The organism is Mesobacillus maritimus (assembly GCF_044803185.1).
Lineage (GTDB): Bacteria > Bacillota > Bacilli > Bacillales > Cytobacillaceae > Mesobacillus_B > Mesobacillus_B maritimus_B.
Genome location: NZ_CP085225.1, coordinates 2,309,248 through 2,332,125 on the forward strand (window position 1 = coordinate 2,309,248; position 22,878 = coordinate 2,332,125).

The following is a 22,878-nucleotide window of genomic DNA, read 5'->3' on the forward strand; positions in this document are numbered from 1 at the left end:
TTATGGTGGTTTTGTGACAAACCACGGTAAAATAGGTGTTTGCAAGGAGCAAAGTCACACCCTGTTAGCACTTAATCTAAAGTTCGTAAAGTATTCAAATTCTTGAAAAAGAATTTCACAGATTGCTCGTAAATAGTTGCTACACTGAAAGGGAATTAAAGATTGGAAGTTTTATATATGATAGACAGTAAAATTTTTAGTAAAGGAGAGTAGGGGGATGAGCGAATTAATTTTAGCGAGGCTCCAATTTGGTACAACGACAATCTTTCACTTTTTATTTGTCCCAATGTCAATTGGCCTTGTTTTTCTTGTTGCCTTGATGGAGACCCTCTATGTAGTAAAAAAGCAGGAAGTCTATTTAAAGATGGCAAAGTTTTGGGGGCATTTATTTTTAATTAATTTTGCAGTTGGGGTTGTAACCGGAATCATTCAAGAATTCCAGTTTGGAATGAATTGGTCAGAGTACAGCCGATTTGTTGGGGACGTATTTGGAGCCCCGCTTGCGATTGAGGCACTTTTGGCGTTCTTTATGGAATCAACCTTTATTGGGCTATGGATTTTTGGGTGGAAGAAACTCACTCCTAAGGTTCACCTAGTTTGTATTTGGCTGGTTGCAATTGGGACCATGCTATCTGCCTTGTGGATTTTGGCAGCGAATTCTTTTATGCAGGAACCTGTGGGATTTGTCATTCAAAATGGTCGTGCGGAGATGAATGATTTCTTTGCTTTATTAACCAACCCACAATTGTTAGTAGAGTATCCTCACGTCATCTTTGGAGCTTTAGCGACTGGGGCGTTCTTTGTTGCTGGTGTCAGTGCATTTAAAATCAGAAAAAACCTTCAAGTGGATATCTTCAAAAAATCTTTTAATATTGCACTAATTATCGGTCTTGTTTCAGGCTTAGGAATCACTATTACGGGGCATACACAAGCTCAGCATCTAATGGAATCGCAACCAATGAAAATGGCTGCTAGTGAGGGGCTCTGGGAAGATAGTGGTGACCCAGCAGCTTGGTCTGCGTTCGCGATTATTGATGAGGAAGCTAAGAGGAATACCTTTGATATCAATATTCCTTATGCCCTTAGTTTCTTAGCATATAGCAAATTTGAAGGAAGCGTACCAGGGATGAACACCCTTCAAGCAGAATATGAAGCTACATATGGGGAAGGAAATTACATTCCACCGGTTAATGCGACTTTCTGGAGCTTCCGAATTATGGTTGGAGCAGGGATGTTAATGATCTTACTATCTGCGGTTGGATTGTTCTTAAGCTACCGCAAAAAGCTTGAAACTAGTAAATTTTATTTGCGTGCTATGGTTTGGCTCATTGCATTTCCTTTTATTGCAAATACTGCCGGTTGGGTGATGACTGAAATTGGTCGCCAACCATGGACCGTTTTCGGATTGATGACGACTTCTGCGTCAGTATCACCGAACGTATCTGTCCAAGCATTGCTATTTTCCTTGATTGCGTTCACTTTGGTTTATGCGATCCTAGCGATAGTCCTTGTCTACCTTTTCTTACGGGAAATCCGTAAAGGAGTTGTCTATAGTACAGAGGAAGATCCACAGGTATCCATCGACCCATTTGATAAGGGGGCTTACCAATGATTGAATTAAGTGAGCTTTGGTTTATTTTAGTGGCTGTTTTATTCATTGGATTCTTCTTTTTAGAGGGATTTGATTTCGGTGTAGGCATGGCAACTCGGACACTGGCTACAAATGATTTAGAGCGAAGAATGCTGATTAACACGATAGGACCTTTCTGGGACGCAAATGAAGTATGGCTATTAACAGCAGGTGGAGCAATTTTTGCCGCTTTCCCTCACTGGTATGCAACGATGTTCAGTGGTTACTATATTCCACTTGTCTTTGTTCTACTTGCCCTTATTGGGCGTGGAGTAGCTTTTGAATTCCGTGGGAAAGAGAAAGCTCAACAATGGAAGAATTCCTGGGACTGGGTCATATTCTTTGGCAGTGTTCTACCACCATTCTTATTCGGTGTCCTATTTACAAGCATCTTGAGAGGCATGCCAATTGACGCAGATATGAATATCTATGCAGGGTTCACAGATTATGTAAATATTTACTCTGTCGTTGGAGGAATTACTGTGACCCTGTTTTGCTACCTACATGGGTTAATGTTTGTCACACTTAAAACGGTTGGGGATATCCGTGAACGGGCCAGAAAACAAGGACAAAAGCTTATCTATGCTGTGTTAGCTGTACTTGTGTTATTCGTAGGACTTTCCTATTTTGAAACAGATTTATTTACAGTAAGAGCAGGGGTTACCATTCCACTCATTGGTTTGATTGTCATTGCTTATAGCTCTGTGATTTTCCTATTAGCGAGAAAAAGAGACGCTCTGTCTTTCACCATGTCTGGTCTAGGTATCATGATGACCGTTGGTTTGCTCTTTGTTGCTCTATTCCCAAGGGTAATGATTAGTTCGATTACGAGTGCCAATGATTTAACGGTTTATACGGCTGCCTCAGGTGACTACTCGTTAAAAGTGATGACCATTGTTGCGGTAACCTTGCTGCCATTTGTCATCGGCTATCAGATTTGGAGTTATTATGTCTTCAGAAAACGTGTAAATGGTAAGGATATGATTTATTAATGAATAAGGAACTTTTACACTATAAAGGCATTAAGCCATTAATCGTGATAGTAATCGTTATCACGGCCCTTCAAGGGGTGACCATCCTTCTCCAGGCGAAATATATTGCAGAAGGGGTCACTTCCCTTTTTTATTTAGGAAAAGAGTCAAATTTCACTAAGTCACTGGGGTTCTTTACCGTTGCTTTTGTTTGCCGATATTTATTAGTTTGGCTCAAGGATAAACTCGTTTACCAATACGCAGAAAAGACTACATCTAATATGCGAAAAGAAGTCTTAACTAAGCTTTTTACACTCGGTCCACGGTTTGCTAAGAAACAGGGAACGGGTGATCTTGTGACCTTGGTGATGGAAGGTGTCTCACAGGTAAGAGATTACTTGGAGTTGTTTCTTCCGAAGGTAGTCGCTGTATTGGTTTTGCCTATTATCGTTTGGGTTTATGTATGGAGTTTAGATGTGAAATCGTCGGTTGTTTTGGCCGCCTCATTGCCTATTCTTATCGTGTTTATGATTTTGCTAGGGGTTGTTGCCAAGGCAAAAGCAGATCGACAATGGAAGTCTTACCGTGTTTTATCCAACCATTTTGTTGATTCCTTAAGAGGTCTTGAAACACTGAAATTTCTAGGTCTAAGTAAAAGCCATGAAAAAAGCATTGCTGGTGTAAGTAAACAATATCAGAAAGAAACCATGAGTACTCTTCGTGTTGCGTTCCTGTCTTCCTTTGCTCTAGATTTTTTTACGATGCTTGCAGTAGCAACTGTTGCAGTCTTTTTAGGATTAGCCTTGATTGAGGGGGAGATGTTATTGGGCCCCGCACTTACGATTCTAATTCTTGCACCTGAGTATTTTCTTCCAGTGCGGGAACTTGGTAGTGATTTTCATGCCACATTAAATGGCCAAGAAGCAGCTAAGAGCATGAAGCGTATTTTAGATGAGCCATTACTAATAGAAGAAAAAGAATGGGAACTTCCTGACTGGTCCGACGAGGATGAGTTTCAATTCAATCATATGAATGTAATTCAACATCAAAACGAAGGGCCAATTTTAGAAGATATTTGTTTGCGAATAAAAGGGAAAAAGAAAATTGGAATTGTGGGCGAGAGTGGTGCAGGGAAATCCACACTCATTGATGTAATCGGAGGCTTTTTACAATCAGAAGGACAACCAATCACAATTAATGGAAGCGAAGTTCATCACTTGAAAAATAGAGCGTGGCAGCGAAAAATTCTTTACCTTCCGCAACATCCGTATATTTTCTTCGATTCATTAGCGAATAATATTCGGTTTTATCAACCGAATGCATCGATGGAGGAAGTGAAAATTGCCGCTGACCAAGCTGGTTTGACGGAATTAATAGAGGAATTAAAGGATGGTTTAGACGAGAACATTGGTGAATCTGGTAGAGAGCTTAGTGGCGGGCAAGCGCAAAGAGTTGCCATTGCCCGAGCCTTCCTTGAAAATCGTCCGATTTTATTGTTAGATGAACCAACCGCACACTTAGATATCGAAACGGAGATGGATATAAAGGCAAGATTGTTACCGTTATTTGAAAACAAATTAGTATTATTAGCTACCCATCGACTTCACTGGATGAAGGATATGGATGAGATTATCGTTCTCCATGGTGGAAGAGTGATAGAACAAGGGAATCATCAAGAGCTAATGGAAAGAAAAGGGAAGTATTTTGAGTTGCAACAAATACAAGGTGGGCGGACGTTATGAAGAAAGGGAAGGGATGGATTTACCCCTATATTCAAGAAAATAAAAAACTGATTATGATTACTGTTATTCTTGGGTTATTAACGGTACTTTCGGCTGCCTTATTAATGTTTACTTCTGGATATTTAATTTCTAAATCAGCTACAAAGCCAGAAACAATCCTAATGGTCTATGTTCCAATTGTCGCAGTCCGAGCCCTAAGTATTTTCCGAGCGGTTAGTCGGTATGTTGAAAGATTAATGGGGCATAACGTGATTTTAAACATCTTGTCTAAGATGCGGTTACGCTTGTATAAAATCATTGAACCTAAAGTATTAGTGATGGAGTCAAAGTTTCGCACTGGAGATGTGCTAGGTGTTTTAGCAGATGATATTGAACATATTCAGGATATCTATTTAAAAACAATCTTTCCTTATATTGTTGGCTTCTTTTTATATCTGCTAAGTATGCTTGCTTTAGGTTCCTTTTCATTAGAAATGGCGGGGTGGGTAGGCCTCTATTTGTTTGTGTCTGTGGTACTAATCCCGCTCCTATCATTGGTAGCGACGAAAAGGAAAATCATCCTAATCAAACAAGGAAAAAAAGCGCTCTACCAAGTACTAACGGATGCCGTTTTGGGAATTAGTGACTGGGTGTTTAGCGGTCGACAGGAAGATTTTATTGAGGCTTATGAACAGAAAGAAAGAGAGTTGTTATTAATAGAAAGAAAGCGTCGGGGCTTCAATAGGTTGCGAAACTTTATTTCTCAGCATATGGTTGCTGGACTCGTACTGATCATCATCTTTTGGGCTGCTGATCAAAGTGAGTTAGGATTCTTACCTGTTACGTTCATTGCAGCCTTTGTCCTAATCGTTTTTCCATTAACAGAGGTGTTTCTACCATTAAGTGACGCAGTTAGTCAGCTGCCGAGGTATCAAAACTCGCTAGAGCGACTTAAAAGTTTTAGCAACAATCGTCAATCCGAAAATCAAGCTTCTAAAGGGTCCACTTACACAGAGGAGATAGAAAGGATTGCTGCTGCTAAGGATGTTAAGCTAGAGTTTGAACATGTTACTTTTACCTATCAATCTGGTAAAACGGCTTTAGATGATGTATCGTTCACCCTTAAGCAGGGAGAGAAATTAGTTCTTCTCGGTCCTAGTGGATCAGGGAAGTCTACTATTCTTAAGTTAATACAGGGAATCTTCGTTCCCGATAGTGGAAAGGTGAACTTTAACGGTGTCTCAGCAAGTCATTTTGCGAAAGATAGATCAAAGGTTATCTCTGTTTTGAATCAGAACCCACATTTATTTGACACGACCATTTTGAATAATATCAGGCTTGGAAATCTGAATGCGACGGATGAGGAAGTCTATTGGGCAGCAAAGCAAGTGAAACTCTATGATTATATTCAATCACTTCCACAAGGCTTTGAGACACAACTACATGAATCAGGAATGAGGCTCTCAGGCGGTGAACGTCAACGAATTGCTCTAGCGAGGATCTTACTACAAAACAACCCGCTTGTCATTTTGGATGAACCAACAATCGGTCTAGACCCCCGAACAGAGCGAGATTTACTAGAGAACATGTTCCACGTTCTACGCGGGAAGAGCATCCTGTTTATTACCCATCATTTAGCTGGTATTAAACAAGATGATCGGATTCTGTTTGTTGATAATGGTAACCTTATTATGAATGGTACTCATCGACAACTTTTATCAGAGAACGAACGGTATGTAAAACTAAATGCTTAAAGAACTGGAAGGAAGACTTTGGAATCCCAAAGGGACCTGTTGCAAAACTTTTGATTTGGCTCTTTTCTCAAACTTTGTTGCTCTTAGTTGATGAATAGAGTGAATTAGACTTTGTCTCACTCCAAAATAGCTTTTATTATCATTATCTGAGAAAAGAGCTTGTAAACTTACTATAACGTACTAAATAGCTTATATTTCGTTAAAATCGGCTTTAGGATTTTAACAACAATCTTTAAGAAAACAGCCTTTACGTCATTCCTTCATTGCCCCTTGGACAGAGTATAGGTTGATATCCATTTCCATTTCCTCACCGACTGTAAGCTTTGCTAATTCTGACCCAATATAGGGACCCATTGTTAAGCCAGAGGCACCAAGTCCATTGGCAATGAAAATCCCTTTCCATTCCGGAAGGGGACCAATTACCGGAAGGAATCCTGGTGTGAATGGTCGAAAACCTGTCCTAGCCTCCAAGAAAGTAGTATCCGTTAAGCCTGGAGCGACGTCGATGGCCGTGTTAATGACCTCCTGTAGGCCACCAACTGTAATTCTTGTATCAAATTCCTCGATATCTTCATGAGTCGCGCCAGCAACGATACGACCGTTCTCAAACGCTAGTAGATATTGTTTTCCAGGAGGGATGAGGACTGGCCAATCATTTGTGTTATGATCGGGTAGTTCTAGATGGACTATTTGTGCCTTCTGGAATCGAACCTGAAAGTGAACATCCAAAGGCTTTAGCAATTGACCAGCCCAAGCACCAGCACATACGACTACGCTGTCAGACAGCAGAGTTTCATTTCCTACTCGTACCCCAGTTACCTGCTTTTCGCTAGTTAAAAGTGTAGCGTCCCCTTGCACAAGTGTTGCTCCGTTTTTCTGAGCCGTTCGTAATAAAGCGTCTCTAAGTGCACGTCCATCAACACGTGCCGCTCCACTTACATGGACAGATTCAAACTCATCATAAAGCGGAGGGAATAGGACTTGTGTTTCTTCTTTAGATAATTGGAGAATATCCCCCATTTCCGGAGCATCAGACTGTCTTTTCAACGCTCGTTCTTTTAGTTTGATCAATTTTTCCTTGTCCTTATATAAACTTAACGCACCCACTTTCGCGTAGCCTGTTTCAGTTTCCCCTTGGGTTTTTAATTCATCAATTAAAAGTGGGTAGAAGCGAGCACCTGCCTTCGCGAGTTGATACCAGGATTGATTTCGGCGCTGTGACAACCATGGACAGACAATGCCTGCAGCTGCATCAGTTGCTTGCCCTGTATCCTTTCTGTCAACAATGATCACTTCAACGTTCTTTTTTGAGAGATGATAGGCAGTAGAAGCACCTAGTATACCAGCTCCTATGACAATGATCTTTTCCATCTTGAAACACCCTTTATCGTAAAATCATTCTATTTTGTACCACTCTTATCATATACATTTTCGTTAACAAGCAAAAGTACGGCATTCCTATTATTTTTTTACCATAAAGGTCTATCGATGGGTACATATACCCAAAAAAACCGATCCGTCTGGAGCATATTAGAGGATATGGGAGTATCTGCTAATAATATTGAGTTATCCTCCTACTGAAAAGCCCAGGTCCTACGAGAGATAGAATAATCCATAATAATTCAGAAAAATACGATTTGTGTGGTAGATTTGATTCACGTAAACTTAAAAGAAAAGGGGGAAGATAATTGAAGAAGCTATATTCAGTATTAACTATTAGTCTATTAGTCTTATTTATGGCTGCTTGCTCAAGTACATCGTCTAATTCAAATGGCGAGGATGAGGGTACGAAATCTGTGCTTGAGAAGGCGAAAGAAGAAGGGAAAATTGTGGTTGGATTTTCCGGTGAAAAACCTTACGCTTACGAAGATGAAAATGGCAACTTGACTGGTCAGTCGGTTGAAGTTGCAAAAGCGGTGTTTAAGGAGCTTGGAATCGAGGAAGTCGAAGGGGTCTTAACGAAGTTTGGTTCTCTTATTCCTGGATTGCAATCTGGACAGTTTGATGTAATCACGGCTGGAATGTACATAACTCCAGAGCGTTGTGAACAGGTCCTATTTGGGGAACCGGAGTATAGCATTGGGGAAGCGCTAGCAGTTCAGAAAGGAAATCCTTTGGATCTGCACAGCTATGAAGACGTCGTAAATAATCCTGATGTAAAAGTAGCGATTATGAATGGTGCCATTGAGATTGATTACTTAACAGCAATGGGAATTGATGAAGATCAGTTTGAAATCGTTCAAGATATTCCATCCAATATTACGGCTCTTGAATCAGGTCGTGTGGATGCGATTACCATGACAGGCCCTACACTTGAATCAGCACTTGCAACAGCAAATGCCAAGAATATTGAACGTGTTGAAGATTTTACTCAGCCTATTATTGATGGCGAGAGTATTCGCGGATATGGTGCGGCAGCATTTAGCACAGATGACGAAGATTTAGTTGCAGCATATAATGAGGAGTTAGCAAAAATTAAAGAATCTGGTGAGCTATTAGACATCATTAGTGAGTTTGGCTTTACTGAGGCGGATATGCCAGGAGAAATGACAGCAGAGCAACTTTGTAATTAATTCTTTGACAAAGAATGGCGCTCTGTAGCAGGCGCACTAAATAGCGCCTGCTTTTTTTACATTTTTATATAAAAACAAAAAGGAAGTGGTCAAAATCATATGGATGCCTATAGAGAGATTATCCCCTTAATTTTACCTGGATTAAAGATAACACTCCAAGTACTAATTGCATCAGTAGCCCTTGCGATTTCTGTTGCTTTTATTGCTGGACTGGCACGCTTATCAAGATTTGCTGTGGTAAGAAAGATAACGGCTGTTTATGTTGAACTTTTTAGGGGTACTTCATTACTGGTTCAACTCTTTTGGATTTTCTTCGCCTTACCTGCCTTCGGGATTCAATTTTCCCCATTTCTTGCTTCAGTAGTGGCTTTAGGTCTAAATTACGGTGCTTATGGCTCTGAAGTGGTACGAAGTGCTATTCTTGCCATTCCAAATGGGCAGACGGAAGCTTCCATTGCATTAAATATGACACGCTGGCAACGAATGCGACTAGTGATTTTGCCGCAAGCACTAAGAATTATGCTTCCGGGATTTGGGAACAACGCGATTGAATTATTAAAGGGAACCTCCCTTGTTTCATTGATCACGTTAACAGATCTGACATATAAAGGGTTAATTATCCAAAACAACAATCTTAGTTATACGTTTCCAGTTTTCGTTGTCTTACTATTATTCTACTTTATCATTGCGTTGCCACTAATCTTCGGCGTGCGTAAGCTAGAGAAAAACGCATCGAGAGGAGTGGCGAAAGCATGACTTGGGATTGGCAGTTTGCGTTCGAAATTTTCCCAGATATCGCGAGTACGATTTGGCTTGTTATTGGAGTTACTTTGGGTGCTTATCTCGTTTCGCTATCATTTGGACTTATCTTAACCTTTTTAAGGAGATCAAGCTTTAAGCCATTAGCCTTTATTACCTATTGGTTTATTGAGTTTGTAAGAAGTACACCTCCTCTCGTTCAACTATTTTTTGTCTACTTTGCTTTGCCTGCAATTGGAATTACGCTTAACAAGTATCTTGCTGGAATACTGACATTGGGAATCCATTACGCAACCTACGTTTCAGAAGTATACCGCTCTGGAATTGATGCCGTACCTAAGGGGCAGTGGGAAGCTTCTAGAGCAATGAACTTTACTAAAATTCAAACATGGTTCCGAGTAATCCTTCCACAGGCAATACCTCCTGTTATCCCAATGCTGGGAAATTATTTACTCGTGTTATTTAAAGAGACGCCAATTTTAATGGCAATCGGTGTGGGTGAGTTTTTACAAGAAGCCCAGTTGATAGGGGCTGCGAACTTTAGATACTTAGAGCCAATTACGATTGTAGGACTATTGTTCTTATTGTTAAGTTATCCATCTGCTATCTTAATCAATAAGTTAGAGAAGAGATCAAAGCTTGGCTATGGAGCGAATAAGAAACAGAAAGGGATGAATGTAGTTGGGACTGATGGAGAAGCAGTTAAACAATCAGCAAATGGCTGATCAAGAACAGCCATTAGTAAAATATGAAAATGTGAAAAAACAGTTTGGTGATACAGAAGTATTAAAAGGGTTGGATTTAGACATTCAGCCAGGTGAAAAGGTGGCACTAATCGGACCAAGTGGATCCGGTAAAACGACAATCATCCGCATGTTGATGACACTAGAAAAACCGACTTCTGGCGTCATTACCATTGGAGGAGAACCACTATGGCATAAGAAAGTGGGCGAAAAGCTTGTGCCCGCTGATGAAAAACATTTAAGAAGATTGCGTAGTGACATTGGAATGGTATTTCAGCATTTCAATTTATTCCCACATATGACAATTCTAAGAAATGTTACCGAGGCACCGATTCACGTACTTGGACTATCGAAAGAGGAAGCGACAGAACGTGCGGTGGACATGTTAAATAAGGTTGGATTAGGCGATAAGTTAGAAGCTTATCCTGAGCAGTTGTCAGGTGGACAAAAGCAAAGGGTGGCAATTGCTCGAGCCGTGGTCATGCGTCCGAAGGTAATGCTCTTTGATGAAGTAACCTCTGCACTTGATCCAGAATTGGTCGGTGAGGTCTTAGAGGTTATCAAAGACCTAGCTGAAGAGACCGACATGGCGATGATTCTGGTCACGCATGAAATGGACTTCGCTCGCGATGTTGCCGACCGAGTAGTATTCCTGCATAATGGACAAATTGAAGAACAAGGTAAACCAAGTGAAATTCTTGAAAACCCTAAGAGTGAAAGACTACAAGCGTTTCTAAGTCGTTTCTTAGGTTAACGTGGATAGAAAAGCCTGCCGAAATTTCGGCAGGCTTTTCTATTGTATAAAGTCTCATAAAAATATGTGTAAAAACAGGAAGCCAAAGAATACGAAAGCCATCATAAAATGGAATTTACGTCGTTTTCCTGTCGCCTTTCTTCTCCGCAATAAACCACTAAATATAAGAATAGATAAAATACCGATAAGTAAGGCTCCGCTAATGGTTTTTCTTATAAAAAGATTTTCATAATGAGCATACAACATAATCCCCGCATGAAGAGCCACAAGAACTGTCGCAGTCACAGCAATCGCAACATGGTATTTCATCATTCTTTTCGAAATTTTTGCAAGTCTAATTTTCACGTCTCTTAATTTGCTTTTACGGATAAGAAGAAAGATAAAATACATATTGAGATTGATTAATAAGAGTATGAAAGCTACTTGGGCAAAGACTTTGCTGAGAAAAATTGAGCTTGATTCATAGCCTTGCAGGGTGCTCCAAATTATAATGATAAAAATCGTTAACAGATTGACGGTCAGCCATTTGGTAATCATTCAGGCCCTCCAGTTTTCTCCCTATCTTATCATTACCAACTAAAAAATGTCGTGAGTTCACTCACCAATTATTTGTGTTGACCGTGGTGGTCAAATGGGAATATAATGAAATTGACCATGGTGGTCAAAAGAATAGGAAGGGGGTTGAAACAATTGACTTCCAAATTTTTTAATCTTGATGAAGAGAAACAACAAAGAATTCTAAATGCTGCATTGAATGAGTTTGCCCAAAAAGGTTATGATCATGCATCAACGAATGCAATGGTCAAAGCCGCTGGAATATCAAAAGGATTGCTGTTTCACTACTTTAAAAATAAAAAAGAATTGTATTTATTTTTACACGAGCATTTTATTTCCGTGTTGCTAAAGGAATTCTTTGATGAAGAACAGTTCGCGGAACCAGATGTCTTCGAACGCTTGAAAAATATTATGATATTGAAAAGTCAATTGATGAAAAAATACCCTGAGATATTCACCTTTTTTATTTCTGCTTATAGGGAAACATCTAGCGAAATAAAAAATGAATTAGATCACAGTCACCATGAACTGATGCAAAGCAGTTATGCCAAAATCTTTGAGAACATTGATACGACGATGTTCAAAGAAAACATTGATATGAAAAGGGCAATTCAGATTGTCTTTTGGACGCTTGAAGGCTATAGCAATCAAGTAATGGAGAAAGTGAAACAATCAGGTCAAAGTGACAATGATTTCACAGCAGAATTTGCTGAAGCAGACCGCTATATTCAAATGCTGAAAACGGCTTTTTACCAATAGTTTCCCTGGGAGGGGTAATCATGAACGTAATCGAACTCAATAATCTGACAAAAATGTATGGAAAGTCTAGAGGAATTTCGGGTGTTAGCTTCCATGTGGAAGAAGGGGAGATATTTGGATTTATCGGTCCAAATGGTGCAGGGAAATCAACAACCATTCGGTTATTATTGTCCCTGATTTATCCTACTAGTGGAAGTGCAACGATTTTCGGCAAAGATGTGGTTAAGCATGCTTCTGAAATCAAAAAAGAGATTGGGTATTTGCCTTCAGAAGTGTTTTACTATGACAATATGAAGGTTATCGATTTACTGAAGTATTCTGCTAGTTTTTATAAAAAAGATTGTACGAAAAAAATAAAAGAATTAGCGGACATCATGGAACTTGATTTAACGAGGAAAATCGATGATTTATCCTTAGGAAACAAAAAGAAAGTTGGGATTGTTCAGGGGTTGCTGCACGAGCCGAAACTAATTATTTTGGATGAACCAACAAGCGGCTTAGATCCACTAATGCAACAAAGGTTCTTTGATGTACTAGAGAAAGAGAATCAAAAAGGTGCTACCATTCTCTTTTCTTCGCATATCTTAAGTGAGGTTCAACGTTTGTGCGACCGCGTAGCAATCATTAAGGAAGGTAAGATTGTTCAGGTCGAAAAAATTCGGACTTTAAAAGAAAATAATTATAAAAAGTTTAAGATTGAAACAGTTTCAAAGCTACCTGAGGATTTCTTTAGTCTACATGGTGTGAATCAACTAGAGGTAAAGGGAAAAACAATCTCCTTTATTTTTCGGGGCAATATCAATAACATCATGCAAAAAATATCAGAAATTGAAATAGCGAACCTTTGGGTAGAGGAGCCGGATCTAGATGAAATTTTTATGCATTTCTATCAAAAGGAGGAGTAGGCAGATGAATATGTACCTGCATGAGCTAAAAGCTTATCGGAAGTCTACGATTATTTGGACACTATCGTTAATTGCCATCGTCGTCTTGTTCATGTCGCTTTTTCCTGCCTTTTCGCGTGATGCTGAGAGCTTTATGAAGGTGCTTGAGGGTTTCCCAGAGGAAATAAAAAAGGCAATTGGCTTAACATTTGAAACGTTGGCAACTATTCTTGGCTACTTTTCCTATGCTTTTCTTTATATTAAATTATGTGGTGCGATTCAGGCTATGAACCTAGGCTTATCCATTTTTTCAAAGGAATCGAGAGATAAAACAGCGGAGTTTCTTTTTACGAAACCTGTAACAAGAATACAAGTAATGACCGCAAAGCTTGTGGCTAGTTTAACCTCATTAGTTTTGACAAATCTAGTCTTTGTTCTTGCAGTAATTGGCACTGTTTCATTGGTCAAAACAGAAGAATATAGTGGTAAGGCCTTACTGATGATATCAAGTTCATTACTCTTTCTACAGTTGATTTTTCTAGGCTTAGGGGTGTTACTTGCTGTATTAATTCCTAAGATAAAATCCGTTATTGCTGTTTCACTTGGTACAGTGTTTGCTTTCTTTATGGTTGGGATGATTAGTTCAAGTACGGATGATGAAGCTTTGCGCTATCTCACGCCCTTCAATTATGTTGATGATTATTATATCATTGAACACTTACGTTTTGAGACACCGTTCTTGGTAGTCGGAGTCGTCATTATTTTTGTATCAGTGCTTACGAGCTTCCTAGTTTACAGAAAAAAAGATATCCATTCTATTTAAGGGGGTGTGTGAAAATGAATATCATAATACGGGAGATGAAGGCGAATCTTAAGTCGCTTATTATTTGGAGTATTGGAGTTTTGGTGATGGTGATCGCAGGAATGGGGAAATATGCGGGCATGAATGGTACCGGTCAAACCATGAATGAGCTCATGGCAGAAATGCCTAGATCCATGCAGGCTATTATGGGCACGTCAGGGTTTGATTTATCAACAGCCCTCGGCTTCTATGGCCTATTGTATCTTTATTTAATTGTGATGGCTTCGATTCACGCCGTCATGCTTGGTGCGAATATCATTGCGAAGGAAGAGCGGGATAAGACGGCGGAATTTTTACTGGTCAAACCCATTTCAAGAGCAAAGATCATTAGTATGAAGTTGTTAACTGCTTTCATTCATATAGTGGTCTTTAATTTGGTGACGTTAGTTTCTTCTATTATAATGGTGGAAAGATATGCGGAAGCTGAAGCCGTTACGGAGGATATTCTGCTACTTATGATTGGGTTGTTCATTTTGCAGCTGATTTTTTTACTACTTGGTTCGGGCATTGCTGCTGTTTATAAAAAGGCCAAAAAAGCTTCCGCCATTGCTACTGGTATCCTGCTAATTTTGTTCATCCTGTCCATGCTCATTAATATGACCGAGAAAATTGAAATTCTGCAATACTTCACACCCTTTAAATATTTTGAAGCAGAACATATATTGAATAATGGAAACTTAGAGCCGGTTTACTTGGTTTTATCTGCCATTGTCATTGTAGCTTTTACAATTGTAACTTATCGTTTTTATGAAAAGAAAGATTTGAACTTGTAGTTTAATCACGTTGCCAGGCATCATCCATTATCTGGGTGGTGCCTCATTAAAATAGGAGTTGTATGTCTAATGAATGAATACCCCGTGATGATTAGATTAAAGAAAAAAAAAATAACCGTAATTGGCGGGGGAAAGGTGGCAGAAAGAAAAATAAATTCCTTGCTCCAAGCTGAGGGAAATGTGGTAGTCGTTAGCCCTGTTGTGACGAAAAAAATCCAGACATGGGTTGAAAATAATCAACTAACATGGTTTAAAAAAGAGTTCGAACCGGCTGATGTAACGAGTTCCTTCTTGGTAATCGCAGCAACAAATAAACGTAAAATCAATCAACAAGTCGCGGAAGCAGTGAACGAGTTTCAATTGCTCAACCTAGTGGACGATCCTGAGAAGAGCAATTTTATCGTCCCATCTTCTTTCCAACAAGGAAACCTAACAATCGCCGTTTCTACATCAGGATCTAGCCCAGGTCTCGCAAAAAAGATCAAAAATGATTTAGCTCAACAGTTTGATGATACATACGCTGAATATCTAGAATTTTTACGTGCCTGTCGGGATGAAGTAAAACAACGAGTAGAAAATCCCGAAAAACGAAGACAAGTACTTAAGGAACTTTTAAGAGATGAGTTCTTTGAGCTAACCCGGACCGGACAGATAAATGAAAGAAATAAACGATTCTTGTCTTTATTGGATGATGAAAAGGGAAGGGGAAATCACAGTAAGGGCCTGGCATGAAACGGCCAAAAAAGGATCCAATGCAGCGTTCTCATATACCCAATATCCAAGTAGCATCCTCTCAAACAGAATATCCTTCATATTCTTACTCCAGCATACATAAAATGGACAAGGGAACTTGTCAGGGGGAATGAAAGTGGGCTATTCGAAGGTAAAGGATTCTTTTTTTTGATATGTACCGAACGATTGTGATTTACGTTCTTTTACTGTCTGGAGCTGTTTTACAAGGCTTGGCGATGTCCCTATTTTTATTCCCACATTCGATTCCTTCCGGTGGAGGAGCCGGATTGGCTCTCCTTATGAATCATCTACTTGGACTCCCGTTAGGATTTGCCCTATGGTTGGCAAATGCTGTTTTTTTACTGTTTGCCTTGCAATATTTTGGTTTCAGATGGGTGTTTAGAACCATTCTGGCTGTTGGAATTACATCCATGACCGTTAGTATCGTTTCAGGATTTGTTTCGATCGATAGCAGCCATTTAATTCCTGATATGGCAGCGGGAAGTATTCTTTTTGGGATTGGAGTGGGACTGCTTATTAAGGCTGGTGCTTCAAGTGGTGGAATGGTTATTCCCGCGATGATGGTCGCAAATTATAAAAGGTTGCCTCCCGGTAAAGTAATGTTTTGGATTAATATGCTCATTTTTCTCTTAACCTCTATCGTCATCAATTATAAAATTGTGATATTTGCTGTTATCTGTCAGTTCTTTTCGACGAATATTATTGATTTTATCCACAAATTAAGGTTTACGAGGCCAAGCTTTATGAGTGCTAATTGGCGGAGAAGATAAAGAAGACCCTTTTTAAAGGATCTTCTTTGCTTTTAAATAGGTGATGATTTTGTCAACAGATTGCCCAATTGAAAGTTCATCTGTTCGAATGGTGATTTCTGGATGGTTAGGAGCTTCATAAGGGGAGGATATCCCTGTAAAGTTTGGAATTTCCCCATTTCGGGCTTTCTTATATAAACCCTTGGGATCACGATCCTCACAAACGTCAATCGGGCAGTCTACAAACACTTCTATAAACTCGTTCTCAGGAAACATTCTTCGAACCATATCACGATCTTCTCTAAACGGTGAAATAAAAGCAGTCGTGACGATTTGGCCACTGTCGACAAATAACCTTGCGACTTCTCCAATTCTCCGGATATTCTCCTGGCGGTCTTCTTTTTTAAAACTTAGGTCTTTATTCAATCCATGTCTGATATTATCACCATCTAAGACATAGCTTTTGCAATGTTCAAGATGCAGGCTATGGTCGACTGCGTTTGCGAGGGTTGATTTTCCAGAACCTGATAACCCCGTAAACCAGAGTACACAGCTTTTATGTCCATTAAGGGACTGGCGGTCTTGTTTGGTTATCGTGGAGTTATGCCAAGTTATGTTTGAACTTTTTCCCATTATCGACACCCTTTAATTTTTGATATAGACTTCTTGCATGCCATTAATTAAGATCTCAACCACTTCCGGTCGACTAAACTCCTTTGGTGGCTGCTGACCTCTCTTTAACATTCCTCTTACTTTTGTTCCCGATAAAATAACATGTTCTTGTTTATCATGTGGGCATGTTTTTTCAGAAGCCATGTTTTCGCATTTTTTACAATAAAAGCTATGTTCAAAGAACATTGGTTTAATTCCTAGTTCTTCTTCGGTAAAGTGACTAAAGATCTTTTGCGCATCATAGGTTCCATAATAATCACCAACACCTGCATGGTCTCTACCAACGATAAAATGGGTACATCCAAAGTTTTTGCGTACAAGGGCATGGAAAATCGCCTCTCTTGGACCGGCATAGCGCATTGCAGCCGGGAACACAGAAAGAAAGACTCGGTTTCGAGGATAGTAATTCTTTAGTAAAACTTCATAGCTTTTCATCCGAATATCACTTGGAATATCATCGGCTTTTGTTTCGCCCACAAGTGGGTTTAAAAATAGGCCGTCAACTGTTTCGAGTGCCGTCTTCTGAATATATTCATGCGCTCGGTGAACAGGGTTTCGGGTTTGAAATCCTACAACGGTTTTCCAGCCTAGTTCTTTAAAAGTCTTTCTGGTTTGCAAAGGGTCTAAATAATACCTTTGAAATTGACTTTTCTCTGGCCTCTTAACCAAGGTGATGGGTCCACCAATATAGACTTCGGAACGATCATACAATTTTTTTACGCCTGGATGTTCGATTTCAGTTGTGCGATAGACCATCTTAGCTTCAAGCGTTTTATTTGGAACATAAATTTCTTCAACGAGGATAGTTCCGTAAATTGAACCATCTTTAACAAGGTTCACGGTTTCCCCGATTGAAATTTCTGCCTTTTTTTCAGGACTGACAGCTAACGTAATGGGAATAGACCACGTAAGCCCATTTGCAAGTCTCATCCTGTTGACTACAGATTCATAATCAGCTTTCCCCATAAACCCTTCTAAAGGGCTATATGCACCGTTTGCAATCAATTCTAAATCGCTTAACTCTAAGGTATCAAGCTCTATATTGTTTAGGGAATAATTCCCTTCTAGATTCGTATTAATACGATTAACTAATTTCCCACCATGTGGAATACTTTTACTCACGAAAAGTTCCTCCTTCGTTCTTATGTGTATTAATTGTTTAAATGAAGACCGCATTCTGATTTCGCTTGACCTGCCCATCTACCAGCACGGGAGTCGGCATTGTCAGAAACAGGCTGAGTGCAAGGGGCACAGCCGATACTTGGATAACCTTGGTCATGGAGAGGATTGTAGGGTATTTGGTTTAATTCGATGTATGTTAGAATTTCATCCCATTTCCAATGGATGAGGGGACATATTTTAATGTTCTTGAACTTATCGTCTTTGTTGATGTATTGAGTTTTACTTCTAAGGGGAGACTGTTCACGTCTTAACCCAGATATCCAAGCTTTTGCTCCAGAAAGCGCCTCCTGAAGGGGGGCTACTTTTCTTAGTTGGCAGCATAGGTTGGGGTCTTTTTTCCATAGCTGATCACCGTATTTCTCTGCTTGTTCTTCTAAGTTCAGTTTAGGTTTTATCATTTTGATATTGAGTGTAGGATACTTTTCTTTTACCTGGTCAATCAGCTCATAGGTTTCTGAAAAATGCAGTCCTGTATCAAGAAAAATGATGGCTGCTTCTTTATTAACCTTATGAATTAAATCGATCAATACAACGCCTTCAGCCCCAAAGCTACAGGCATAGACAATATCTTCATTAAACTCTTGATAGGCCCATTTTAAAATGTCTAGGTAATCAGATTGTTTCTCCAATATCGTGTTTACGACCTCATCATTCCAGTTCTCATACGTAATCTTTGACATGGTGAACGCTCCTCTCTACCTTACAGTCATGAACTCTAATGTAATACATTCATTGTTCGCTACTGTAAGTTTATTCATATTGTTTATATGGCCATATTTCCAATAAGAAGAGATGGCTCTTATCCATGACCCATGACCAAACACTAAGATATTGTCGTACTGGCGATATTTCTTCAAAAACTGTACAATCCTTCTCTCAAAATCGACGAGATTTTCCCCTAACATCAAAGACATAGGATTTTCAACCCATGCTGTCCCGATTTCTTCCATTAACTTATTTTTCGGCTTTCCTTCAAAAGGACCAAAGTCTAATTCGTCTAGTAAAGATTCTGTTTCTGGTTGCCTCCCATAAAGTTTTGCTGTCTGATGGGTCCGAACTAAAGAACTTGCTAACACAATGTCAAAAGGGGATCGTTTTGTTAGAAGTTGTTGATTTTCAAGGATGCCCTGTTTATGTTCGTCTGTAAGAGGGGAAATCTCGATATCCCTACGCCCTTGAAGCCATGTTTTGTTATTCCATTCAGTGGGTAGGTGTCTGATTAAAGTAATTTGCATCGGCTTCCTCCAAATAAAAGGTTTCACTCCGTAGGCCATTGCGCTGTGCTTCAAGAACCAATACATCGTCTAGCTTGACGTTTCCTAGGTTCACGTTAGGACCTATTTGATTAATAAAGAACATCTGATGCTTTGACGTGGGTGCTTCAAAAATAATTTTTTTCACATCAATTCCCTTAACAAGCTCATCAATTAAGTCTGATTTAACTTGCCCATTGGATTGATAAATGCCCGCTGTGCCGGAGTCTCTACCTTCCGTGATGACATATTCACACCCGGCCTCTAGAAAGATTTGCATTTCTTCCTTCCATTCAGAGATATCCATGTCCATACTACAATCCTTTGAACCAACTTCCGCAATCACGTGGAATTCATCTTTAGCATGTGCAATGATATTTAGTCGGTCTTGAAGAGGGATATCCAATGTTCCGTTCGAAACCTCAAGCCAATCGATTCCTAGCGTTTTCAAATATGTCAGATATTCTGGTATTTTCTTTTGATAAAAACATTTTTCAAATAAAGTGCCACCGCAGTATGGCTTAATCTTATGTTCCTTATATAAATCCACTTTCTTTTTAATGTTGGGGGTAATATAAGCTGAGCCGATTCCCATTTTTGCTATGTCAATGATATGGCTGTAATCGTCCAATATATTTATTAAACGTCCTATTGGTGTTCCGAAATCGGCAATGGAAGTTAATCCGTAGTTTCTGTTTCCTGAGGTTCTTTTCGGTAATTTTAAAAAATCCATAGAGAAAGTGCCCTCCTCTTTTTTCTAGGATAGATTATTCAAATTTTGGGCGAATGTGTAAGGATTAGGCATTTTTACTTGAAATTAGGCTATTGCCCTTGAATAAAGCTTCCCGCCCCTTCAAATAATAGTAAAGCTTATTCTTTCAGTTAGGAGTGTGCTTTCATTGTCAAAGCAAAAACATAAAGGGTTAACCGTAACTGCAATCGGTTCAATTCCACTAATCCTTGTTTTGGGAAACTCGATGTTAATTCCTGTGCTCCCAAAAATGAAATCAGAACTTGGAATTTCCCAGTTTCAGGTGAGTTTAGTGATTACCGCCTTTTCCGTTGCGGCAGCTATTTCCATTCCGATGTTAGGTTATTTATCGGATCGATTTTCACGAAAAGCTGTGATTATCCCTGCGCTTATTTTATATGGAAGTGGTGGGATATTGGCTGGTGCCGCGGCTGCGTGGTTTGACAATGCATATCCTTGGATTCTAGCAGGGAGGATTATCCAAGGTATCGGTGCAGCAGGAACAGCCCCTATTGCCATGGCTTTAGCCGGTGATCTGTTTAAAGGGGGAGAGCAAAGCCAAGTACTTGGCCTAGTTGAAGCCTCGAATGGATTTGGCAAGGTTATCAGTCCAATTATCGGCTCATTGCTAGCGCTTTTATTCTGGTACGCAGCATTTTTTGCTTTTCCGATTTTCTGTGGACTTTCAGTGTTATTAACAATTATTTTTATCAAAGAAAAGAAAAAAGAAAAAGAACCTCCACCTGTTGGCCAATATGTAAGGGGCCTAGTATCAGTGTTTAAAACCGAGGGAAGGTGGTTATTTGCCGCCTATTTGACAGGGGCCACTTGCTTGTTTACGTTATTTGGGATCTTATTTTATATATCAGATATTCTTGAAACGAGCTATAAAATTGATGGTGTTTTAAAAGGGGCAATCCTGGCGATTCCACTCCTATTTATGACAACAACATCTTATATTACCGGGAGCAAGATTGGTAAAAAGATGGGTCTGATGAAATCGTTAATTATTATTGGCCTTCTTCTCATGACAGCATCTTTTGCCTCTTTGGTTTTATTTAAAAACCTAGTCCCGTTCTTTGCTGTACTTGTTGTCAGCAGTATCGGAACCGGATTAGCGTTACCATGTATTAATAGCTTTATCACTGGCTCAGTTCCGACCGACCGGAGAGGGTTTGTTACGTCCTTGTATGGTTCAGTACGATTTTTAGGCGTTGCCATTGGTCCTCCCATTTATGGAGCCCTAATGGCGTGGAATCGCACAGGAATGTTTCTCATAACAGCAGGTTTAACTTTATTGGTTGCCTTATTGTGTATGATGCTTATTCATGTAAAAAAAGCAAAACCTTCAGAGAATCAGGATACTTTATTTGAAAAATTACAATTAACATAATTAAGAACCGTGAAGCCAGATTGTAAAGGAGTGGATATAAATGCAAATCTATTTTTCACCAGAAGTCATTACCCCAGAATACCAAGTGTTAAATGTAGTGGATTCAGATAATAAAGCCGTTGGAAATGTTGCATTTCTATTTGATGAGAAAAAACTATTTGTGTATGGAATTTTAGAGGAAGAAGGCGTTGGAGCTGATTTTAAAGATTTAGTTACTCCTTATATAAAAGGCTTATCAAAAGCAAAACCAGGTTTAGACATTCTTTCTTGTCTATATGTCGGATGTAAAAAGATTAACCTAAAAGAGAAAGAAGAATAATAAACAATCTCAAACAAGCTCAGACTCAATGGGCTTGTTTTTGCTTCAGAATGGGCGTTTATAAACATCTTATTAGGTAACAAGGCTAATAACCCTGACATAAATTGGTGGTATGTAAAAAAGGGTTCTGGGAGTGTGCGCCTAATGAGTGTTGGAATGATAGTAATGGGTCTTTTTGTTGGATTTATGGTTGGATTAACAGGCGTTGGGGGAGCAGCCCTTTTAACTCCAATTTTAATCCTATTGGGAATCAACCCTTCAGTAGCTGTGGGAACGGATCTTGCTTATAATTCGGTTACCAAATTCTTTGGATCGGTGCAGCATTGGCGACAAAAGACCATAAACTTTAAACTAATGAAATACCTAGCAATTGGAAGCATACCAAGTGCAATCTTAGCAGTAGCTATGTTGCGGCTTTTTGATACTTTTTTTAACAATCAAGAGGAAATCATTAAGCATGCCTTAGGATATATGCTAATACTTGTTGCCATGGCTACGTTGGTAAAAACCTTCATGAAGGGAAGGTTTGAATTTAATCCAATACAAATGAAGCCATTGGAGGAAAAACGGACGTTGACCATTGCAATTGGTGCAGCATTAGGTTTCTTGGTTGGGCTAACTTCAATTGGCTCAGGTTCATTATTTGCATTGGTCATGTTGTACTTATATAAAATGACTCCAACGGAACTGGTAGGAACCGACATTGCCCATGCGTTCTTCTTGGTTACAGCTGCGGGGTTAATGCATGCTGGCATTGGGAACATTGATTATATGCTTACGGTAAATCTTTTAGTTGGTTCTATCCCTGGGGTTCTCATCGGGAGTACTTTATCAGCCAAAATCCCTGCAAAACCGTTAAGGGCTATCATGGCTGTGATGATTTTATTAAGTGGACTAAAGTTGATTTAATAAGGCTCTTTTCTAAAACTTTGTTGTTTTTCAATACAAAATAGGATGGATGAAGCTTCTTTTCACCGCAAAATTGGTTTTTATTATAGAAAAGAGCTTGCAAACTTACTATAACGTAAAAAATCCCTTACCTTACGTTAAAATCGGCTTTAAGTAGTA

Annotated in this window: 24 protein-coding genes; 17 read left to right on the forward strand and 7 right to left on the reverse strand. The window is 39.4% G+C overall.

The window, feature by feature from the left end; all coding sequences use genetic code 11:
• Window positions 1-217: 217 nt before the first annotated feature.
• From LG336_RS11040 to cydC, 4 genes are read left to right on the forward strand one after another with little or no spacing between them, the layout of a single operon-like run.
• Complete coding sequence (locus LG336_RS11040; protein ID WP_404332575.1) at window positions 218-1,612, forward strand: cytochrome ubiquinol oxidase subunit I; 1,395 nt, start codon at window positions 218-220, stop codon at window positions 1,610-1,612.
• Window positions 1,609-2,622: a cytochrome d ubiquinol oxidase subunit II gene (cydB, locus tag LG336_RS11045; protein WP_404332576.1), complete on the forward strand. Its 1,014-nt coding sequence runs from the start codon at window positions 1,609-1,611 to the stop codon at window positions 2,620-2,622. The genes LG336_RS11040 and cydB overlap by 4 nt, the downstream gene beginning before the upstream one ends.
• Window positions 2,622-4,343: a thiol reductant ABC exporter subunit CydD gene (gene cydD / locus LG336_RS11050; protein ID WP_404332577.1), complete on the forward strand. Its 1,722-nt coding sequence runs from the start codon at window positions 2,622-2,624 to the stop codon at window positions 4,341-4,343. The genes cydB and cydD overlap by 1 nt, the downstream gene beginning before the upstream one ends.
• Window positions 4,340-6,076: a thiol reductant ABC exporter subunit CydC gene (gene cydC, locus LG336_RS11055; RefSeq protein WP_404332578.1), complete on the forward strand. Its 1,737-nt coding sequence runs from the start codon at window positions 4,340-4,342 to the stop codon at window positions 6,074-6,076. The genes cydD and cydC overlap by 4 nt, the downstream gene beginning before the upstream one ends.
• A 252-nt stretch (window positions 6,077-6,328) precedes the next feature.
• Here the strand turns inward: cydC and LG336_RS11060 are convergent, their stop codons facing one another.
• The gene (locus LG336_RS11060; RefSeq protein WP_404332579.1) at window positions 6,329-7,447 is read right to left on the reverse strand and encodes an NAD(P)/FAD-dependent oxidoreductase; all 1,119 of its coding nucleotides are present in this window, start codon (window positions 7,445-7,447) and stop codon (window positions 6,329-6,331) included.
• A 317-nt stretch (window positions 7,448-7,764) separates the two neighbouring features.
• Here LG336_RS11060 and ehuB point away from each other — a divergent pair, with 317 nt between their 5' ends.
• The 4 genes from ehuB to ehuA all read left to right on the forward strand — a co-directional run bounded on the left by ehuB (window position 7,765) and on the right by ehuA (window position 10,905).
• A complete protein-coding gene (ehuB, locus tag LG336_RS11065; protein ID WP_404332580.1) occupies window positions 7,765-8,649 on the forward strand; it encodes an ectoine/hydroxyectoine ABC transporter substrate-binding protein EhuB in 885 nt (294 codons plus the stop codon).
• 99 nt (window positions 8,650-8,748) lie between these two features.
• Window positions 8,749-9,405 carry an ectoine/hydroxyectoine ABC transporter permease subunit EhuC gene (gene ehuC / locus LG336_RS11070; RefSeq protein ID WP_404332581.1) on the forward strand — a complete coding sequence of 219 codons (657 nt, stop codon included), beginning with the start codon at window positions 8,749-8,751 and terminating at the stop codon, window positions 9,403-9,405.
• Window positions 9,402-10,133: an ectoine/hydroxyectoine ABC transporter permease subunit EhuD gene (gene ehuD / locus LG336_RS11075; RefSeq protein WP_404332582.1), complete on the forward strand. Its 732-nt coding sequence runs from the start codon at window positions 9,402-9,404 to the stop codon at window positions 10,131-10,133. The genes ehuC and ehuD overlap by 4 nt, the downstream gene beginning before the upstream one ends.
• Complete coding sequence (gene ehuA / locus LG336_RS11080) at window positions 10,099-10,905, forward strand: ectoine/hydroxyectoine ABC transporter ATP-binding protein EhuA (protein WP_404333137.1); 807 nt, start codon at window positions 10,099-10,101, stop codon at window positions 10,903-10,905. Before ehuD ends, ehuA begins: the two co-directional genes overlap by 35 nt.
• Window positions 10,906-10,959: 54 nt before the next feature.
• Here the strand turns inward: ehuA and LG336_RS11085 are convergent, their stop codons facing one another.
• A complete protein-coding gene (locus LG336_RS11085; protein WP_404332583.1) occupies window positions 10,960-11,442 on the reverse strand; it encodes a hypothetical protein in 483 nt (160 codons plus the stop codon).
• Window positions 11,443-11,595: 153 nt separating this feature from the next.
• Here LG336_RS11085 and LG336_RS11090 point away from each other — a divergent pair, with 153 nt between their 5' ends.
• The 6 genes from LG336_RS11090 to LG336_RS11115 all read left to right on the forward strand — a co-directional run bounded on the left by LG336_RS11090 (window position 11,596) and on the right by LG336_RS11115 (window position 16,261).
• A complete protein-coding gene (locus tag LG336_RS11090; protein WP_404332584.1) occupies window positions 11,596-12,219 on the forward strand; it encodes a TetR/AcrR family transcriptional regulator in 624 nt (207 codons plus the stop codon).
• A gap of 20 nt (window positions 12,220-12,239) precedes the next feature.
• On the forward strand, window positions 12,240-13,124 hold the full coding sequence (locus LG336_RS11095) for an ABC transporter ATP-binding protein (RefSeq protein WP_404332585.1): 885 nt from the start codon (window positions 12,240-12,242) through the stop codon (window positions 13,122-13,124).
• Window positions 13,125-13,128: 4 nt separating this feature from the next.
• A complete protein-coding gene (locus LG336_RS11100; RefSeq protein ID WP_404332586.1) occupies window positions 13,129-13,926 on the forward strand; it encodes an ABC transporter permease subunit in 798 nt (265 codons plus the stop codon).
• 14 nt (window positions 13,927-13,940) lie between these two features.
• Window positions 13,941-14,738, forward strand: a complete 798-nt coding sequence (locus LG336_RS11105; protein ID WP_404332587.1) for an ABC transporter permease subunit — start codon at window positions 13,941-13,943, stop codon at window positions 14,736-14,738.
• Window positions 14,739-14,807: 69 nt separating this feature from the next.
• Complete coding sequence (locus tag LG336_RS11110; protein ID WP_404332588.1) at window positions 14,808-15,470, forward strand: NAD(P)-binding protein; 663 nt, start codon at window positions 14,808-14,810, stop codon at window positions 15,468-15,470.
• A 173-nt stretch (window positions 15,471-15,643) separates the two neighbouring features.
• Window positions 15,644-16,261, forward strand: coding sequence for a YitT family protein (locus tag LG336_RS11115; protein ID WP_404332589.1), 618 nt, complete (start codon window positions 15,644-15,646; stop codon window positions 16,259-16,261).
• A 12-nt stretch (window positions 16,262-16,273) separates the two neighbouring features.
• On the opposite strand, the gene cysC is transcribed toward LG336_RS11115, so the two are convergent.
• From cysC to LG336_RS11140, 5 genes are read right to left on the reverse strand one after another with little or no spacing between them, the layout of a single operon-like run.
• Window positions 16,274-16,873, reverse strand: a complete 600-nt coding sequence (gene cysC, locus LG336_RS11120; protein WP_404332590.1) for an adenylyl-sulfate kinase — start codon at window positions 16,871-16,873, stop codon at window positions 16,274-16,276.
• Between the two features lie 12 nt (window positions 16,874-16,885).
• Window positions 16,886-18,034: a sulfate adenylyltransferase gene (sat, locus tag LG336_RS11125; protein WP_404332591.1), complete on the reverse strand. Its 1,149-nt coding sequence runs from the start codon at window positions 18,032-18,034 to the stop codon at window positions 16,886-16,888.
• Between the two features lie 29 nt (window positions 18,035-18,063).
• A complete protein-coding gene (locus LG336_RS11130) occupies window positions 18,064-18,774 on the reverse strand; it encodes a phosphoadenylyl-sulfate reductase (RefSeq protein ID WP_404332592.1) in 711 nt (236 codons plus the stop codon).
• A 15-nt stretch (window positions 18,775-18,789) separates the two neighbouring features.
• Window positions 18,790-19,329 carry a histidine phosphatase family protein gene (locus tag LG336_RS11135; RefSeq protein ID WP_404332593.1) on the reverse strand — a complete coding sequence of 180 codons (540 nt, stop codon included), beginning with the start codon at window positions 19,327-19,329 and terminating at the stop codon, window positions 18,790-18,792.
• Window positions 19,295-20,080 (reverse strand): phosphosulfolactate synthase, encoded by a 786-nt coding sequence (locus LG336_RS11140; protein WP_404332594.1) that lies wholly within the window; start codon window positions 20,078-20,080, stop codon window positions 19,295-19,297. Before LG336_RS11140 ends, LG336_RS11135 begins: the two co-directional genes overlap by 35 nt.
• 166 nt (window positions 20,081-20,246) lie before the next feature.
• On the opposite strand from LG336_RS11140, the gene LG336_RS11145 reads away from it, so the two are divergent.
• The 3 genes from LG336_RS11145 (at window position 20,247) to LG336_RS11155 (ending at window position 22,719) form a co-directional block, all read left to right on the forward strand.
• The gene (locus LG336_RS11145) at window positions 20,247-21,491 is read left to right on the forward strand and encodes an MFS transporter (protein WP_404332595.1); all 1,245 of its coding nucleotides are present in this window, start codon (window positions 20,247-20,249) and stop codon (window positions 21,489-21,491) included.
• 40 nt (window positions 21,492-21,531) lie between these two features.
• Window positions 21,532-21,810 (forward strand): hypothetical protein, encoded by a 279-nt coding sequence (locus tag LG336_RS11150; protein WP_404332596.1) that lies wholly within the window; start codon window positions 21,532-21,534, stop codon window positions 21,808-21,810.
• Between the two features lie 144 nt (window positions 21,811-21,954).
• Window positions 21,955-22,719 carry a sulfite exporter TauE/SafE family protein gene (locus LG336_RS11155; protein ID WP_404332597.1) on the forward strand — a complete coding sequence of 255 codons (765 nt, stop codon included), beginning with the start codon at window positions 21,955-21,957 and terminating at the stop codon, window positions 22,717-22,719.
• Window positions 22,720-22,878 lie beyond the last annotated feature (159 nt).